Source organism: Nitrospirota bacterium (assembly GCA_040755395.1).
Taxonomy (GTDB): domain Bacteria; phylum Nitrospirota; class Nitrospiria; order Nitrospirales; family Nitrospiraceae; genus DATLZU01.
Map to the genome: position 1 here is coordinate 140,757 of JBFMAX010000003.1, position 15,876 is coordinate 156,632.

The window sequence follows — 15,876 nt, forward strand, 5'->3', positions numbered from 1 at the left end:
ACACGTGATGCGTCGGGAGCGAGATGGCGGGAGCAGTGATCGGTCACTCATCACCCGTCACGCGTCACTTCAGGTTGTATTTCGCCATTCGGTACCGGAGCGTGTTGCGCGTGACCTTCAGCAGCCGGCTGGCTTCGGACACATTGCCGCCGGTTGTTCTGAGGGCCTCCTGCAACATGGCCTTCTCCACCTCCTCCACGGACAGGCCGAGCGACAACAGCGACGGCGGCTCCTTGACCTCTTCGGCGGCCGGCTGCGCGCCTTTGAGCGGCAGCGGCAGATGGTCCGGCGTGATCTCGTCCTCCTTGCAGGTGATGGTGATCCACTCCACCACGTTGTGAAGCTCGCGCACGTTGCCGGGCCAGTCATACTCCCGGAGGAGCCTCAGCGCGTCGGGCGACACGCTCCGGATGCGGCTCCCCCGCTCACGTCCGGCTGCGTCGAGAAACGATTCCAGGATGGGCTTGATGTCTTCCCGGCGTTCCCGCAACGGAGGAATGTGCAGGTGGCAGACGTTCAGACGATAGAACAGGTCTTCCCGGAATCGCCCCTTCTTCATCAGCTCGGACAGGTCCTGGTTCGTGGCGCCGATGACCCGGATATCGACGGCGAGGCTGCGCACGCTGCCCAGCGGCTCCACGTGATGCGTTTCCAGGACCCGGAGGAGCTTCGCCTGGGCGACGAGACTCATTTCTCCGATTTCATCGAGAAACAAGGTGCCGCGGTCCGCCAACTGGAACCGGCCGGGCTTGGACTTTTTCGCGTCGGTGAAGGCGCCTTTTTCGTACCCGAAGAGTTCGGATTCGAGAAGCTGTTCGGGAAAGCCGGCGCAGTTGACCGCCACGAGCGGACCCTGCGCGCGCGGACTGGCGAGGTGGATGGCCCGCGCCAGCAGTTCCTTGCCGGTGCCGCTCTCGCCCGTGATCAACACGGTGACGTCGGTCTTGGCGACTTCCATCCCCAGGCGCTTCAACTGGGCCATTTGCGGAGAGACGCTGACCATCCGGTCGAAGCCGAATCGTTCCTGCAGGCCGGCCCGCAGGGCCTGGTTGGCCCGGGACAGCCGCCGCAACTCGAGCGCCCGCGCGATGACGATTTTCAGCTCTTCGTTGTCGACCGGTTTGGAGATGTAGTCGTAGGCGCCCTTGCGCATCGCTTCGACGGCGGATTTCACCGTGCCGTATCCGGTGATGATCAGCACGGGGACATCGGGTGCGGTCTTTTTCGCCGTTTCCAACACGTCGAGGCCCGACACATTGCCGAGCTGCAAGTCGGTCACGATCAGGTCGAAATCCTGCGTCTCGCCGATGAGCTTGATGCCCTCTTCACCGCTGCCGGCCAGAACGAGGTCATAGCCCTCCGGTTTGAGCACGAGTTCAAGGAGGCGTCGCATTCGTTCTTCATCTTCGATGACGAGGAGCGTGGGGGGACGCATGGCGTGTCCGGATTCGTGTGGACCGGCTGCTCCGGGATGAAGCCCGGCTATAGCCTACCATTTATCGAGGCGGCGGGAGAAGGGGCCGGTGAGCGGTGAGGGGTAAAGGGAGAACGGGATAAAGGGATAGAGGGGTAAGGGATGGAGAGTGAGGCGTGATGGGTGATGCGCGATGCGTGACGCGTCAGGAAGGGGGGACAGGACAACCGGCCCGCGTGTTGCGGAGTGCGATGCCGACATTGCGGAGAAACCCTGCGTGTCTGGCGCGCCGGATCGGACTGTGGCGGAATGTCGAGGCAAATTCGGATTCACGTTGCACCGCCAGATGCACAAGAACGGGCGCCAAGGAGAGGGTCGAAGGCTGGAAGGCCGGCTCGCCGGTCGGCTGTGCGTTCATGTTGTACGGACAGATGTCCAGACAGTCGTCGCAGCCGAAGATCCGATTGCCCAGCTTGGACGCCAACTCGGTCGGAATCGTGTCCGCCGAATCGCGCAATTCGATCGTCAGGTACGAGATGCATTTCCGGGCGTCCACGACATAGGGTTCCGTAATAGCGCCGGTCGGGCAGGCCTTTACGCAGAGGCTGCACGATCCGCAGAGGTCGGCGGCGGGCTCATCTGGGGCCAACTCCAGTGTCGTGAGGATCTCGCCGAGCAGGAGCCAGGAGCCGTACTGGGTCGAGACGAGATTCGAGTGCTTGCCGATCCAGCCCAAGCCCGCCTGCTGGGCCCAGGCTTTTTCCATCACCGGTCCGGTGTCCACATACGAGCGGGTCCGGGCTTCCGGTGCCAAGGCCTTGATGCACGCTTCCAACCGCGTCAGCCGTTTGCCGAGCACTTTGTGATAATCCCTCCCCCGGGCGTAGCGCGCGATCCGGCCGTGGCCGGGGCTCTCGTCCGGCCGTTGGTCCGTGTAGTAGTTCATGCCGACGGAAATGATGGAGCGGCAGCCAGGCAACACCTCACGCGGGTCGGCCCGCCGGGACGGCGCCTTCTCCATCCAGGCCATCAGGCCGTGGTAGCCGCGCTCGAGCCATTCGAGCAATCGCTTATGAAGCAGGTCGGTCAGTAACGTTCGATGTTCGACGTTCGAAGTTCCGGGATCGGGAAGAGGACGCGCCGATGTAGGAACCGCCGTTGACCCTCGACCCTCGATCCTCGACCCGTCAGCGTCCACCCGGCAAACGCCGACCGCGTCGAAGCCCAGAGCACGAGCCTCGCGCTTGATCGCCTCCGAGAGGGACATGGGCACTACCCTGCGTTGAAAATGCGGGTCCTGTCACCGACCAGCCGGGTACCCGTTGCTCCTCTCCGTTTGCAACGGGTGCAAGCTCGCACCCCGCCCTCACCCGCCGGGCGGGTACCCGAGGGACCCCGCTGCGCGCGGCCGGGCACCCAGGTCGGCGCCACCCGCATTTTCAAGGCAGAACAGGGCTACCGTTTCGAGCAGTCGAAGCGGACGCTGAATTGGGCCGAGCACTGCGGGGAGGTGCAGCGGCCGCAGGTGCCGGTGATGCGGGTCTTCCAGTCAGTCTGGGTCTCGTCGAAGCGGCACTTCGTCCGGCCGCCCTTCGAGATGGTGGTCCACGGTTTGGTTGTGCCCGGAAAATTTGCGACGACACAGCCGGCCGGAAACGGAACCCGGCAGCTTCGCTTCGTTTCACCTTTGCCCATGCCGAAACTGCAGGACAACTCCGTCGTGGCGGTGGACTCGTCGAGGGGCTGCGCCGCGGCGAAGTCGAGCAGCACGACCCCCAGCAAAGCGGCCAACGCCAGCGGGGTGCTGCTCGATTGTATGCGGCTCGCGGTACCGGCAGGCGCCATGAGCGCAATCCTATCACATTCCGTTCCGTTGCAGCCAATAGGAACTCCGCGTAGAATGAACCTTACACCCAGGCGATGGACAATGAGGCGAATTGCCTGCGATCTTTATAGCCCCGCGCCACTCGCCCAACTCCGATGATTGACAAACACCAGATCGCCGCGATGCTCGAAGAGATCGGCTTGTTGCTGGAGCTGAAGGGCGAAAGCCCGTTCAAGAGCAACGCCTACTATAACGCGGCGCGCACGATCGAGGCCCAGCCCGAGGACATCGCGGAGCTGGTCGCCTCCGGCCGGATCCGGGAACTGAAGGGCATCGGGACGGCGCTGGCGGAGAAGCTTGCGGAGCTGGTCGGGACCGGCCGGCTTCGGTATTACGAAGAGCTGAAAGCGAGCGTTCCGGAGGGGCTGCTGGAAATGACGACGATCCCCGGCATGGGGCCGAAAAAAATCATGGCTGTCTGGCAGCAATTGGGGATCACGACGGTCGGCGAGCTGGAATACGCCTGCGTGGAGAATCGCCTCGTCGGATTGCCGGGCTTCGGGCAAAAGACCCAAGAGAAGATCATGCAGGGGATTCTCCAGCTCAAGAAACGGCGCGGGTATCATCTCTACGCTAATGTCGTTGGAGAGGCGGAGCAGATCGCCGAGGCGCTTGCGGCGACTCCCGGGGTGAGGCAGGTGGAGGTGGTCGGCGAGCTCCGGCGGCGCATGGAGATCGTCCGGTCGATCGAGTTGCTGGTGGCGGCGGAGCGACCGGACAGGGTGCTGGAGGCTCTCGGTCGGATGGAAAGTTTCGGAGGCTTGCGCCGGGAAGGGGCCGTCGTCAGCGGCAAGTCCGGACTCGGCCTGCCGGTCCTCGTGTCCGTGGCGCCGGAGATTGCCGCGCACACGCTTTTGTCGGCCACCGGCAGCCAAGCGCATCTCGACATGCTCGCGGCTCGCGCCGTACGCATGGGGGTACGGTGGAACCTCGATCCGCAAGCCGGCGAGCTCGCCCCTGAGGCCGCTTCCGAGGCGGCGCTCTATGAAGTGGTCGGTCTGCCGTTCATCGAGCCGGAGCTCCGGGAAGGGATGGGGGAAATCGAGGCCGCGGAAGCCCGCCGACTCGGCTCGCTCGTGGAGCCGCGGCACATCCAGGGCGTCTTTCACAACCACACGACCTACAGCGACGGCTCCGCTTCGCTCGAGGACATGGTGGCCGCGGCCAAAGAACTGGGCTACCGGTACATCGGCATCTCCGATCACAGCCAGTCGGCCTTCTATGCCAATGGCCTCAAGGAAGACCGCATTCGGGAACAGCACGCGGCCATCGACGCGTTACGGAAGCGGGTGACCGGTATCGCGATTTTCAAAGGCATCGAGGCCGACATTCTCGCCGATGGATCGATGGACTATCCGGACGACGTGCTGGCCCGGTTCGATTTCGTGATCGCTTCCGTCCACAGCCGGTTCAACCTGTCCGAAGAAGAACAGACGGCGCGGGTGATTCGGGCTCTGTCCAACCCATATGTCACGATGCTGGGGCACCCGACCGGACGCCTGCTCTTGTCCCGCGAGGGCTACCGGATCGACATGAAGCGCGTGATCGATGGGGCCAAGCAACACGGCAAGGTCATCGAAATCAACGCCAACCCCCATCGGCTGGATCTGGACTGGCGGCTCTGCGCCTATGCCAAGGCGCAAGGCGTGAAGGTCAGCATCAACCCCGACGCCCACGCGCCCGACGGCCTGCGTGACGTGCCATTCGGTGTCAACGTCGCGCGCAAGGGCGGGCTGTCGCCCGCCGACGTCGTCAATACGCTGGGGCCGGACGAGATCTTGCCCGTGCTCGCGAGGCGACAATCTTGCAACAGAAAATAGCCGTCAATCGTTACTCGCAACGCGCGACGGGCGCGACCGGCGGGCACCCATGGCTCTCGGGTGCAATGGGTGTTAGCGAGACTCGCATTTCGCGCTGTCGCGCGAGTCCCGCCCCGCATTCTCGCTCATCACGACTCACGCATGACGTCCTCACTGTAACCCTATGCGCAGGCTCGCTGCGGTCGTGACAGCCGTCCTCTTGCTCGGGCTCTCCTGGGTCGAACCCTTTGTCATCCGGGCATCGGCGACCGATGAACGACCCGCCGCGGACGGCATTCGAACGTTGGATGTTCGGCCCGATCCGGCCGGGGGTGTCCGGGCGACGGCCACGATAGGGGTCCCGGTCGCGCCGGCAGTGTTACAGGCGGTCCTGACCGATTACGCCAGGTGGCCCGAGTTGTTCGAGGTCCGCATGCGCCTCGCGAATCTGGAGTGGCTGGATGGGCGGGCCGTCACCGATCTCCGCATCCAGCATGCGCTGCTGCCGGGCGAGCGCCGGCTCCTTTGCGAGTCGCGCGCCTTGCCGAGCGGCGGGCTGTTGACCACGCTCAAGGGCGGCGACTTCAAACGGTATCAGCGGATCTGGCGGCTCACGCCGGAAGGGGACGGCAGCCGGACGCGCGCAGAATTCGATCTGGTCGTGGATGTGGATATGATCGTCCCGGACTGGCTCATGGCGCTCTCGCTCCGCCGCGAGCTGGAGGTGCACTTTCGGCTGGTCAGAGAGAAAGCGGTCGAACTGGCTACGCGGGAAAGGTAAATTCCGCGAGTTCCGACTGATCGAGACCCTGTTTGACGAGCGCGCCGAGATCGAAGCCGTGTTCGATCCTGCGAATGACGTCGAGATCGGTCCTCGTGCTGGGATGCGGCGGGACGAACAGCCGGCAGCAATCCTGATCCGGTTCGATGGACGTCTCGAACGTCCCGATGCGTTGCGCCTGTTCGGTGATCTCGATCTTGTCCATGCCGATCAGTGGGCGGAGGATCGGCAGTTGGGCCGCTTCCTGGACGACGGTCAGGTTTTCCGGCGTCTGCGACGCGACCTGGCCGAGGCTGTCTCCCGTGACGAGCGCCCAGCACCGTTCCCGCCTCGCAAGTTCCTCGGCGATGCGCAGCATCATGCGGCGATAGAGCACGACCCGATAGGCGGCCGGCGCGCCCAGCACGATGTGGCGCTGAATCTCGCCGAAAGGAATCAGGTACAGCCGCGAGTACAGTTGGTAGCGGGTCAGCAGGCCCACGATCTCGCGCACCTTCTCCTCCGACGCGCGGCCGACGAACGGCCGCCCGTGAAAGTGGACGAAGACCGCCTTGCAACCCCGCTGCATCATGCGATAGGCCGCAACCGGCGAGTCGATGCCGCCCGAAATCAGGCACGCGACTTTGCCGCTCACGCCCGTCGGCATGCCGCCGGGACCGACTTCCTTTTTCACGGAATAGTAGGCGTCCGTGCTGAGCAGTTCGACGTAGACGGTCAGGTCCGGCTTCGTCAGATTCACCTTCTTGCCCGTCACCGCACAAAGATGAGCGCCCAATTCCCGTTCCACGTCCATCGAGGTGAACGCCAGGCGCTTGTCGGCGCGCTTGGCGGCGACCTGAAACGTGTCGAACGCCAATCCCCGCACTTCGTCGGCCACGGCGGCTTTCAAGGCTGCGAGATTCGGACTCGCCAGATCCAGCGGGACCGACCGGGCGAGCGAGAAGTTCACGACGCCGAAGACCCGCGAGAGGCGGGCTTTCGCGCCGTCCCAGGAAAGCGCATCGGGGATGATCACGCGAATGCGGCCCGGCAACGCATCGACCCGTCTGACGCCGAGGTCTTTGAGCGCCAGGCGGAGGTTCCGGACGAGGCGCTGCTCGAAGAAGGAGCGGTTCCGCCCTTTCAGGGCCAGTTCATGATAGTGAACGATCGCGCAGCGCATCAACTGAAATCTTGATCTTACCTATCGCCACGTGCCCCACGCCTCTAGCCCAATGACTCAAGATATCGCTCGGCGTCCATCGCGGCCATGCAGCCGAAACCGGCGGCGGTGACGGCCTGGCGGTACTTGGAGTCCTGCACGTCGCCGGCGGCGAAGACGCCCGGCACGTTCGTGGCGGTGCCGTGCTTGGTGAGGATGTACCCTTTCTCATCCATCTCGATCTGGCCTTTGAAGATCGCGGTGTTCGGGCTGTGACCGATGGCGACGAAGACGCCGGCGCAGGCCAGTTCCGCAGTCTTACCGGTTACCACATTGCGGAGCTTGACGCCGGTGACGACCTGATCGCCCAGGATATCCTCGACGACGCTGTTCCAGATAAAGGCGATCTTGTCGTTCTTGAAGGCGCGGTCCTGCATGATTTTTGAGGCGCGGAGCTTGTCGCGTCGGTGGACAACGGAGACGCGGGTGGCGAACTTGGTCAGGAAGATGGCTTCTTCCATCGCGCTGTCGCCGCCTCCGACCACCACCAGTTCTTTGCCGCGGAAGAAGTAGCCGTCGCAGGTGGCGCAGGTGGAGACACCGCGGCCCAGGAGGCGGGATTCGTTGGGAAGGCCGAGGTGGAGCGCGGAGGCGCCGGAGGCGATGATCACCGTTTTCGCCTCGATGGTCCGCTCCCCGTCCACCGTCAGCGTGAACGGCCGGCGGCCGAAGTCCACGGCGGTGACGTCGCCGGTCAGAAACTCCGTGCCGAACCGCTCCGCTTGGGCCCGCATCTCCTTCATGAGTTCGGGACCCATGACGGCGTGCGCAAACCCCGGATAATTTTCCACCTCGGTCGTGGTCGTCAACTGCCCGCCGGCCTGCCAGCCTTCGATCAGCACCGGAGACAGATCGGCCCGTGCCGTGTAAATGGCGGCGGTCAGCCCGGCCGGCCCTGAACCGATGATCGCGACGTGACGGGACATGGAGGCACTGTAACACAGCCGATCAGAAAGCGGGAAGGGGCCCCTTCACGGGCTGCGCCGCAGTTGCTCGAAAATCCGTGCGACTTCCCGGCGCAGCCGCGCAATCGGCAAGGTTCCATCGAGCACGTAATCGGCCCGCCGTGTCTTCTTCGCCAGCGACATTTGGCTTCGAATCCGGCGCAGAGCCTCGGCGCGGGTGAGACGATTCCGCTGCCGCAGGCGGGCGATTTGGGTCTTCCGATCGGCGGTGACGACGACGACGCGATCCACGCGCCTCTGCGCGGCGGCTTCGAACAAGAGCGGGACGTCATAAATAATGACGGCGTTCGGGTCCTTGCGGGCGATTTCCCGCGCGAGTTGCGCCTGCGCTCGGGCGACGCGCGGGTGGACGATCGCGTTGAGCGTCCGGAGCTTGGCGGGTGAGCGGAAGACGATCGCCCCCAACGCGCCACGGTTGAGCGTGCGATCGGGGTTGAGAACCTGCCCGCCGAATGCCCGCACGATGTCGCGCCAGGCCGGCTTACCCGGCTCGACGACCTGCCGGGCCAGGACATCCGCATCGATCAGCGCCGCGCCGCATTCCTGAAACAGCCGCGCCACGGTGCTTTTGCCTGTGGCGATGCCGCCGGTCAATCCCACCAAGACCATGACGGGAGCCTAGCATGCGGCGAACGAGCCTCACAACGGGCAGGAATGACACGGCAACCGTCAATGGTCAACGGTCAATGGTCAGCGGCAGTGGTCACTCGTCAACCGTCAATAGTCAATCGTCGATGGTCATGGCGGAACGGCTGAGCGAGAGGCGAAGGGGCAATATCTTTGGGCGGGAGGCACGAGGCGAGGGGCAAGGGGGCTCGTGGCGGAAAATTCTGAATTATGAATTGTGAATTCTGAATTGGTGAATCGGGGTAACAATTCTGAATTCTCAGGATCGATCATTGCTTCAGGCTCTCGCCTCTAGCCCCTAGCCACGCGCCCATTTTTACAATAAGTAGCCATTGACTCCCGCGTGTCCTTCACTGTATCACCCTCACCATGCGTGTCGTTTCTCCCAGCGTCGCGTTCGGAGCCGTGTTCGTCCTGTTCGTCCGGCTGGGCGTTGCCGCAGGGGCGGGAGGGGCGGAATCTTTCCGCACTATAGTGGTGGCCCAGGACGGCAGCGGCCAGTTTACGTCGATTCAGGCGGCAGTCGATGCGGCGGGAAAGGGCGATACCATCAGGATCAAGGCCGGGGCCTACCGCGAGGACGTGACCATCCATAGTAAAGAGAAGCTCAGGTTGATCGGGGACGGCATGGATCAGGTGACGATCCTGGGCCGCGAGCGCGTCGGCGTCTTTCACATCGGCAAGTGGCCTTACGGGGCGTCGGACATCGAAATCAGCGGCCTGACGATCAACGAGCACGGTGGTCATGCGATGGGTATGTTCAACGGCCGGGGGATCGTGCTGCGCGACGTCCGCATCAACGGGATGGTGTTCGGACAACAGGTGCGGGATGTCCGCATTGAGAACTGCATCATCGGCGGAAGCGAAACCACCGGAGTCCAACTCGCCGACTCACACGCGGTCCTCGTGGGCAATGTCATCCATGATAACGACCATGGCGTGACGGTCGCCGGCAAGTCCGACGTGCGGCTGGAACGGAACGTCATCACCCGCAGCCTGTTCGAAGGAGTGGTCGTGATGGATAAGGCCCGCGCCGTGCTGGTCAGCAACACGATCGTCAAGAACGGCGGGGGCGTCGGCTTTTTGGGGGCGTCGCAGGGCGAGGCGACGGGCAATATTGTCGGGTTCAATAAGGGCGGCTTTGTGGTCGCGCCGTCGAGTCAGGCGAAACTCTCGTACAATGCCCTGTATAACAACGGGGGCGATTACCTTCGGGCCGGCACGCCGCTCCAGCCGGCGCCGGAGCTTCGAGCCGAGTCGGATCTGGCGGTGGATCCGCGCTTTGTGGATCCTGGTCGGGATGACTTTCGGCTCAGGCCGGACACCCCCCTTCTGAAGGTCGGAGGGTTTTCCTACCTCGGCGCCCTCGCGCCGGTCGCTCAGGCTCCGTGATTGTCCAGCAAGAAAACCTACAAAAAATTCAGCGCTTCCGTCGGATTGCCCTTCAGGGAAGGAAACCCTGTGGTATGCTAACAACAGAGGCCGGTCTTTGGGGGCTGAAGGGTCCAAAAATTGCTTACCTTTACTGATAGGACCGGGGAAAGGTGCAAACGTGGCTAGCTACCGCCCGGAATTAGAAAAAGCCGGTGTCGATGGGATTCCTTCCCTGGACGAGCTCGAATCCGGCAGGCTTGTCGGGGCTATCATTCCGATGTCCGAGCAGGCCCAGGTGCAACTCCGGGACAGCATCGAGGTCATCGACTACCTCCTCCATCAAGATAGCGTGATCTGGAGTTAGGTTCCCCGCTGTGTTTCTCCATGTTTTCCCTCGTCGGCGTTCAATCTTCTTCCTCTTTTGATCTCGTAAAGCTGTAAGGTCTCCCCTGGTCAAGGCGACTGAACCGCATACCGGTGTGTCCGCTTCACGACGGATTCACCCTGTGTTCGTCATTTTCGATCGTCTTTCGCGGCGCGCGCCGAGACGTCGGAAGAAAGGACTTGCGCACATGATCCGGACGGGAGCATCTTGGCAGAATGATCAGGCTGCGACCCGCCCCCGTCCGTTGGCGAGCGGCCTCGTGACGGAGAGGGAGGACAACGATGGCACTGGCTAAGCCGAGGATCAGCCGCCCTGGGCCGGGTACGGCCGAGTGGCAACGTCTGGAAGAGGATGCCCGCCGCGAGCGACACTGGAAGCGCTGGGGGCCCTACCTGAGCGAACGGGCGTGGGGGACGGTGCGCGAAGACTACAGTCCCTACGGGACGGCCTGGGAATTTTTCCCGCACGACCATGCGCGGTCGAAAGCCTATCGGTGGAACGAGGACGGGCTCGGCGGTTTCTGCGACAGGCATCAGATGATTTGTTTTGCCTTGGCCTTGTGGAACGGTCGCGACCCGATCTTGAAAGAACGGCTGTTCGGCCTGACCGGAAACGAAGGCAACCATGGCGAGGACGTCAAAGAATATTACTTCTATCTGGATTCGACGCCGACCCATTCCTACATGCGGTGGCTCTACAAGTATCCGCAGGCGGCCTTCCCCTACGCCCGTCTGGTCGAAGAGAACAGGCGACGCAGCCGGCAGGACCTGGAATTTGAGCTGTTGGATACCGGTGTCTTCGACGAGGATCGCTATTTCGATGTCTTTGTGGAGTACGCCAAAGCGACGCCGGAAGATCTGTTGATCCGCATTCAGGCGGTGAATCGCGGGCCTGAAGCTGCGGAATTGACCATCTTGCCCACCATCTGGTTCCGCAACACCTGGTCGTGGGGCCTTGATGTCCGGCGACCTAGGCTCCGCGAAGGCGATCCCGTCCGGGGCACGAGCGTAATCGAGTTCACGCACGACTATTACGGGTATCGGCGCCTGCTCTGCGAGGGCCGGCCGGACCTGCTCTTTACGGAAAACGAAACGAACACGCGCCGGCTCTACGGCGATCCGGACGGCGCGCGGTACGTGAAGGACAGCATCAACGACTATATCGTGCACGGCGACAAGGAAGCGGTGAATCCCGACCAGATCGGCTCGAAGGCTGCGGCGCGCTACGTGGTGACCGTCGAGCCCGGAGGGACCGTCACCCTGCGCCTTCGCTTTACCGATTCGACCGACAATGACTCGCTGACAGGTGAGGTCTTCGAGTCCGTCTTCGCCGAGCGCGAGCAGGAGGCCGATGAATTCTATGACAGCCTGGCGCCCAGCGGCCTCTCGGAAGATGCCCGGCTGGTCCAGCGACAGGCGTTCGCCGGGCTCCTCTGGAGCAAACAGTTCTATCATTATGAAGTCGCCCGATGGCTGAAGGGCGATCCGGCCGGGCCGGAGCCGCCGAGGGAGCGATTGAAGGGACGCAACTGCGAGTGGACGCACCTGTACAACGCCGACGTTATTTCCATGCCGGACAAGTGGGAGTATCCCTGGTACGCCGCCTGGGACCTGGCGTTTCACTGCATCCCCTTGGCGCTCGTCGATCCGACGTTCGCCAAAGAGCAACTGATCCTCATGCTGCGCGAGTGGTACATGCATCCGAACGGGCAGATCCCCGCCTACGAGTGGGCGCTCGGCGACGTGAATCCGCCGGTTCATGCCTGGGCCGCGTGGCGCGTCTATAAAATCGAGAAGAAGCGCAAAGGCGTGGGCGACCGTGTCTTCCTCGAACGGGTCTTCCACAAACTGCTCTTGAATTTCACTTGGTGGGTCAACCGCAAGGATGCGGAAGGGAAGAATATCTTCCAGGGCGGATTTCTCGGGCTGGACAATATCGGCGTGTTCGACCGCAGTGCGCCGCTTCCGACCGGCGGGCACATCGAACAGTCCGACGCGACGAGCTGGATGGGCATGTACTGCCTGAACATGCTGGCGATCGCGCTCGAGCTGGCCAAGGAGAACCGCGCGTATGAGGACGTGGCCAGCAAGTTCTTCGAACACTTCGTGTACATCTGCCGCGCGATCAACAACATCGGCGAGGAACACATCGAACTGTGGAACCGGGACGACGGCTTCTTCTACGATGTCCTCCATCTGCCCGACGGGCGCAACTTTCCGCTGAAGGTCCGGTCGCTGGTCGGTCTGATTCCGCTCTTTGCGGTCGAGACGCTGGACTCCGAGTTGGTGGACCGCCTGCCCCGGTTCAAACACCGGATGCAATGGTTCATGGAGAACCGTCCGGATTTCGCGGCGCATGTGGAAACGCAAAGCCTGGACGGCAGCGTGCGGCGATTCTTGTCGCTCGTGAATCGCCGGCGGCTCCAGAAGGTCCTGCGCTACATGCTGGACGAGCAGGAATTTCTCTCTCCCTACGGGATCCGCGCGTTGTCTCGATATCACCGCGACCATCCCTATACGCTTTCGGTCATGGGCATGGAGTACCGGGTGGATTATGAACCGGCGGAATCCACGACCGGCTTGTTCGGCGGAAACTCCAACTGGCGCGGCCCGATCTGGTTCCCGGTGAATTATCTCATCATCGAGTCGCTCCAGAAATTCCACTATTACCTGGGCGACGGCTTCAAAGTGGAATATCCGACCGGCTCCGGCCGCCTGGCGCCATTGAATCACGTGGCGGCCGAACTGTCGCGCCGGCTCACGCACATTTTTCTGCGCGGGGCCGACGGCCGGCGGCCGGTGTTCGGAGGCGCGAGGAAGTTTCAAGAGGACCCGCATTGGCGGGATCTGATCCTCTTCTACGAATACTTTCACGGAGACAACGGAGCGGGAATCGGCGCCGGCCACCAGACCGGCTGGACGGCGTTGGTGGCGAAGCTGATCCAGCAGAGCGGGGAATAACCTCGTGAAGCGTATCTCGCGAACAACGGGATACGGGGGACGAGATACGCAGAAACAGCGACAGGTAGCCAACTATGCGCGTGAACAATGAAACCTGCCAGAGCCTCGACCGCGCACTCAGTCTTGAGTGGCTCGAAACGAACGGGCGTGGCGGATTCGCGTCCGGTACCGTCGCCGGCGCCAACAGGCGGCGGTATCACGCCTTGTTGCTGGTCGCCCGCCGGCCGCCGGTCGCCCGCGTCGCGCTGGTGAACCATCTCGAAGAGTGGGTGCAAGCCGACGGCCAGGTCGTACCGTTGTCGACCAATCTCTATCCCGGCGCTGTCCATCCGGACGGCTACCAAGGGTGTACGGCCTTCTCGTCCGAACCGTGGCCGACATGGACGTACGAGGCGCAGGGCGTCCGTATCCAACGGGAACTATTCTGCCCGCGCGGTCGGGACGTGGTCGTTGTCCGGTGGCGAATGATGAACGGATCTGCGTCGGTCATGCTCAGGGTCCGGCCCATGCTCACCGGCCGCGATTACCACACGACGCACCACGAAAACGGCGCGCTCTTTCCGCAGGCGGCGATCGCGGATGGGCATGTGAGCTGGAGCCCTTATGGGGATCTGCCGAGCGTGCGCGCCATGCACAATGGGTCCTACCGCCACCAGCCGGATTGGTATCGACGCGTGCACTATCCGGTCGAGCAGGAACGCGGTCTCGATCATGAAGAGGACTGGTGGTCACCGGGTGAATTGGCGTTTCACCTCGTGCCGGACAAGCCGGCTTGGGTGGTTCTGACCACCGAGTTGATCGAATCTGCAGATGCGGAGGCGTTGGCGGCGGAGGAACTTCGCCGGCGGAAGCGTGCCTCGGCCCAGGCGCCTAAGGGAGATCCGCTGGTCCGCGCGCTCTGGGCGGCCACGGACGCCTATCTGTGCGAGCGCAACACAGGGCAGACCATAATCGCCGGCTATCCGTGGTTTACGGACTGGGGACGAGACACATTCATTTCGCTGCCGGGACTCTGTCTGGCGACCGGCCGCTTCGACGTTGCCCGGCAGGTGATCGACGCGTTTGCGGCGCACGTGTCGCAAGGCATGATTCCCAACCGGTTTCCCGATGCGGACGAGCAGCCTGAGTACAACACGATCGATGCGTCGCTGTGGTTCGTCGACGCCGTAGGCCGGTATTGGGAGGTCACGAACGACGAGCGTCATGTGCGCCAAACGGCCTGGCCCGCTGTCCGGAAGATTCTCGACGGTTACCGCGAAGGCACCCGGTACGGCATCCGCATGGATGGCGACGGTTTGATCGCCGGGGGCATGCCCGGCACGCAGTTGACGTGGATGGATGCGAAGGTCGGTGACTGGGTCGTCACCCCACGGCACGGAAAGCCGGTCGAGATTCAGGCGTTGTGGGTGCGGGCTTTGACGGTCGGGGAAGCGTTCGCGACGCAATTCGGGGACCCGGCTTATGCAGCCCGCTGTCGGGAAGATCGCGAGCGCGCCCGCGCGTCCTTTCGCGCCCGTTTCTGGTATGAAGCCGGCGGGTACCTCTACGATGTGATCGATGGGCCGGACGGCGACGATGCATCGCTCCGTCCCAATCAGATCTACGCCGTCTCGCTGGTGGACGGGCTGCTCAGTCGCGAGCAGGAGAAACGAGTAGTGCAGGTGGTGCAAGAGCACTTATTGACGCCGGTCGGCCTCCGCACCTTGGCGCCGACGGATCACCGCTATCGTGCCCGCTATGAAGGGGGTGTAGCGGAGCGGGACGGAGCGTACCATCAAGGAACGGTCTGGCCGTTTTTGCTGGGGCCGTTCCTCACGGCCTGGATCAAGGTCAACGGCAAAACGGCCGCCGCGAAAAAGAAAGCGCGGACGTTTCTCCGGGGGATCGAGCGACACCTCGGCGAGGCCTGTCTGGGGCAGATCTCGGAAATCTTCGACGCGGAGGCGCCGCACCGGCCGCGCGGCTGCCCGGCGCAGGCTTGGTCGGTGGCGGAGCCGTTGCGGGTGCTGGTCGAGGACGTCGGTACGGCCGGTATCCGGCGGAAACGCGCCGAAGCGATCAGCGGACGGTCCCGGCAGATCGGACGAACCGCATCCGTGAAGCGATCTCACGAGAAAGGCGGTCGGTAACCCGTTGAAGTGCTTGTCTATTATAGCCCGTCACCTGACCTCGCGATGTCACGTGCTCCCGCGGTTCACTCCGCACTCGGTCAGCTTCCTTTTATCCGAGACGCGATTCGCCGCCCGAGCGTTGCCGCATCGGCAACCTTGGCCATCCGTCGTTCCTCGCTGTGGGTCTATTTCACCGCGCCGACGCTCGGTATGTTGCTCGCCGCGGAGTGCTATATCAGGCTCCGAGACAGGGGGCAGGTCTATTGCGCCAAGCTGCATCATCAGAATCGAAAGCGCTGCATCTTTCGGTGTCAGTACCCGGAACTCATAGCCCGCGGTCAGCCGTCAGCGATCAGCTCTCACATTCAAACAGC

General features: G+C 63.2%; 12 protein-coding genes. 6 read left to right on the plus strand and 6 right to left on the minus strand.

The genetic code is table 11. From position 1 onward, the window contains the following. Window positions 1-64: 64 nt before the first annotated feature. From AB1555_06895 to AB1555_06905, 3 genes are all read right to left on the minus strand, one after another. On the minus strand, window positions 65-1,435 hold the full coding sequence (locus tag AB1555_06895; GenBank protein MEW6246421.1) for a sigma-54 dependent transcriptional regulator: 1,371 nt from the start codon (window positions 1,433-1,435) through the stop codon (window positions 65-67). Window positions 1,436-1,619: 184 nt separating this feature from the next. Beyond that, complete coding sequence (gene queG / locus AB1555_06900; protein ID MEW6246422.1) at window positions 1,620-2,681, minus strand: tRNA epoxyqueuosine(34) reductase QueG; 1,062 nt, start codon at window positions 2,679-2,681, stop codon at window positions 1,620-1,622. Window positions 2,682-2,869: 188 nt separating this feature from the next. Continuing rightward, complete coding sequence (locus tag AB1555_06905; GenBank protein ID MEW6246423.1) at window positions 2,870-3,259, minus strand: hypothetical protein; 390 nt, start codon at window positions 3,257-3,259, stop codon at window positions 2,870-2,872. Between the two features lie 138 nt (window positions 3,260-3,397). On the opposite strand from AB1555_06905, the gene polX reads away from it, so the two are divergent. Together polX and AB1555_06915 are read left to right on the plus strand one after the other, a co-directional pair. Then, window positions 3,398-5,119: a DNA polymerase/3'-5' exonuclease PolX gene (gene polX, locus AB1555_06910; GenBank protein ID MEW6246424.1), complete on the plus strand. Its 1,722-nt coding sequence runs from the start codon at window positions 3,398-3,400 to the stop codon at window positions 5,117-5,119. Window positions 5,120-5,282: 163 nt separating this feature from the next. Next, window positions 5,283-5,879: an SRPBCC family protein gene (locus AB1555_06915; protein ID MEW6246425.1), complete on the plus strand. Its 597-nt coding sequence runs from the start codon at window positions 5,283-5,285 to the stop codon at window positions 5,877-5,879. On the opposite strand, the gene thiI is transcribed toward AB1555_06915, so the two are convergent. Genes thiI through coaE form a run of 3 tightly spaced genes read right to left on the minus strand, consistent with a single transcriptional unit; the run spans window position 5,863 to window position 8,654 of the window. After that, window positions 5,863-7,041 (minus strand): tRNA uracil 4-sulfurtransferase ThiI, encoded by a 1,179-nt coding sequence (gene thiI / locus AB1555_06920; protein MEW6246426.1) that lies wholly within the window; start codon window positions 7,039-7,041, stop codon window positions 5,863-5,865. The two genes, AB1555_06915 and thiI, sit on opposite strands and share 17 nt — an antisense overlap. Before the next feature lie 44 nt (window positions 7,042-7,085). Beyond that, a complete protein-coding gene (gene trxB / locus AB1555_06925; GenBank protein MEW6246427.1) occupies window positions 7,086-8,006 on the minus strand; it encodes a thioredoxin-disulfide reductase in 921 nt (306 codons plus the stop codon). 45 nt (window positions 8,007-8,051) lie between these two features. Beyond that, on the minus strand, window positions 8,052-8,654 hold the full coding sequence (gene coaE, locus AB1555_06930) for a dephospho-CoA kinase (protein MEW6246428.1): 603 nt from the start codon (window positions 8,652-8,654) through the stop codon (window positions 8,052-8,054). Window positions 8,655-9,041: 387 nt separating this feature from the next. Here coaE and AB1555_06935 point away from each other — a divergent pair, with 387 nt between their 5' ends. The 4 genes from AB1555_06935 to AB1555_06950 all read left to right on the plus strand — a co-directional run bounded on the left by AB1555_06935 (window position 9,042) and on the right by AB1555_06950 (window position 15,520). Then, window positions 9,042-10,064 carry a pectinesterase family protein gene (locus AB1555_06935; protein MEW6246429.1) on the plus strand — a complete coding sequence of 341 codons (1,023 nt, stop codon included), beginning with the start codon at window positions 9,042-9,044 and terminating at the stop codon, window positions 10,062-10,064. Between the two features lie 160 nt (window positions 10,065-10,224). Continuing rightward, window positions 10,225-10,410, plus strand: a complete 186-nt coding sequence (locus tag AB1555_06940) for a hypothetical protein (GenBank protein MEW6246430.1) — start codon at window positions 10,225-10,227, stop codon at window positions 10,408-10,410. Between the two features lie 302 nt (window positions 10,411-10,712). Then, the gene (locus tag AB1555_06945; protein ID MEW6246431.1) at window positions 10,713-13,391 is read left to right on the plus strand and encodes a glucosidase; all 2,679 of its coding nucleotides are present in this window, start codon (window positions 10,713-10,715) and stop codon (window positions 13,389-13,391) included. Window positions 13,392-13,465: 74 nt separating this feature from the next. Beyond that, window positions 13,466-15,520 (plus strand): amylo-alpha-1,6-glucosidase, encoded by a 2,055-nt coding sequence (locus tag AB1555_06950; protein MEW6246432.1) that lies wholly within the window; start codon window positions 13,466-13,468, stop codon window positions 15,518-15,520. Window positions 15,521-15,876: the final 356 nt, after the last annotated feature.

Bases quoted from the DNA above. Each gene is read 5' to 3' on its own strand.
- AB1555_06895 (MEW6246421.1), bottom strand. From the start codon at position 1,435: ATGCGTCCCCCCACGCTCCTCGTCATCGAAGATGAAGAACGAATGCGA.
- queG (MEW6246422.1), bottom strand. From the start codon at position 2,681: ATGTCCCTCTCGGAGGCGATCAAGCGCGAGGCTCGTGCTCTGGGCTTC.
- AB1555_06905 (MEW6246423.1), bottom strand. From the start codon at position 3,259: ATGGCGCCTGCCGGTACCGCGAGCCGCATACAATCGAGCAGCACCCCG.
- AB1555_06915 (MEW6246425.1), top strand. From the start codon at position 5,283: ATGCGCAGGCTCGCTGCGGTCGTGACAGCCGTCCTCTTGCTCGGGCTC.
- thiI (MEW6246426.1), bottom strand. From the start codon at position 7,041: ATGCGCTGCGCGATCGTTCACTATCATGAACTGGCCCTGAAAGGGCGG.
- trxB (MEW6246427.1), bottom strand. From the start codon at position 8,006: ATGTCCCGTCACGTCGCGATCATCGGTTCAGGGCCGGCCGGGCTGACC.
- coaE (MEW6246428.1), bottom strand. From the start codon at position 8,654: ATGGTCTTGGTGGGATTGACCGGCGGCATCGCCACAGGCAAAAGCACC.
- AB1555_06935 (MEW6246429.1), top strand. From the start codon at position 9,042: ATGCGTGTCGTTTCTCCCAGCGTCGCGTTCGGAGCCGTGTTCGTCCTG.
- AB1555_06945 (MEW6246431.1), top strand. From the start codon at position 10,713: ATGGCACTGGCTAAGCCGAGGATCAGCCGCCCTGGGCCGGGTACGGCC.
- AB1555_06950 (MEW6246432.1), top strand. From the start codon at position 13,466: ATGCGCGTGAACAATGAAACCTGCCAGAGCCTCGACCGCGCACTCAGT.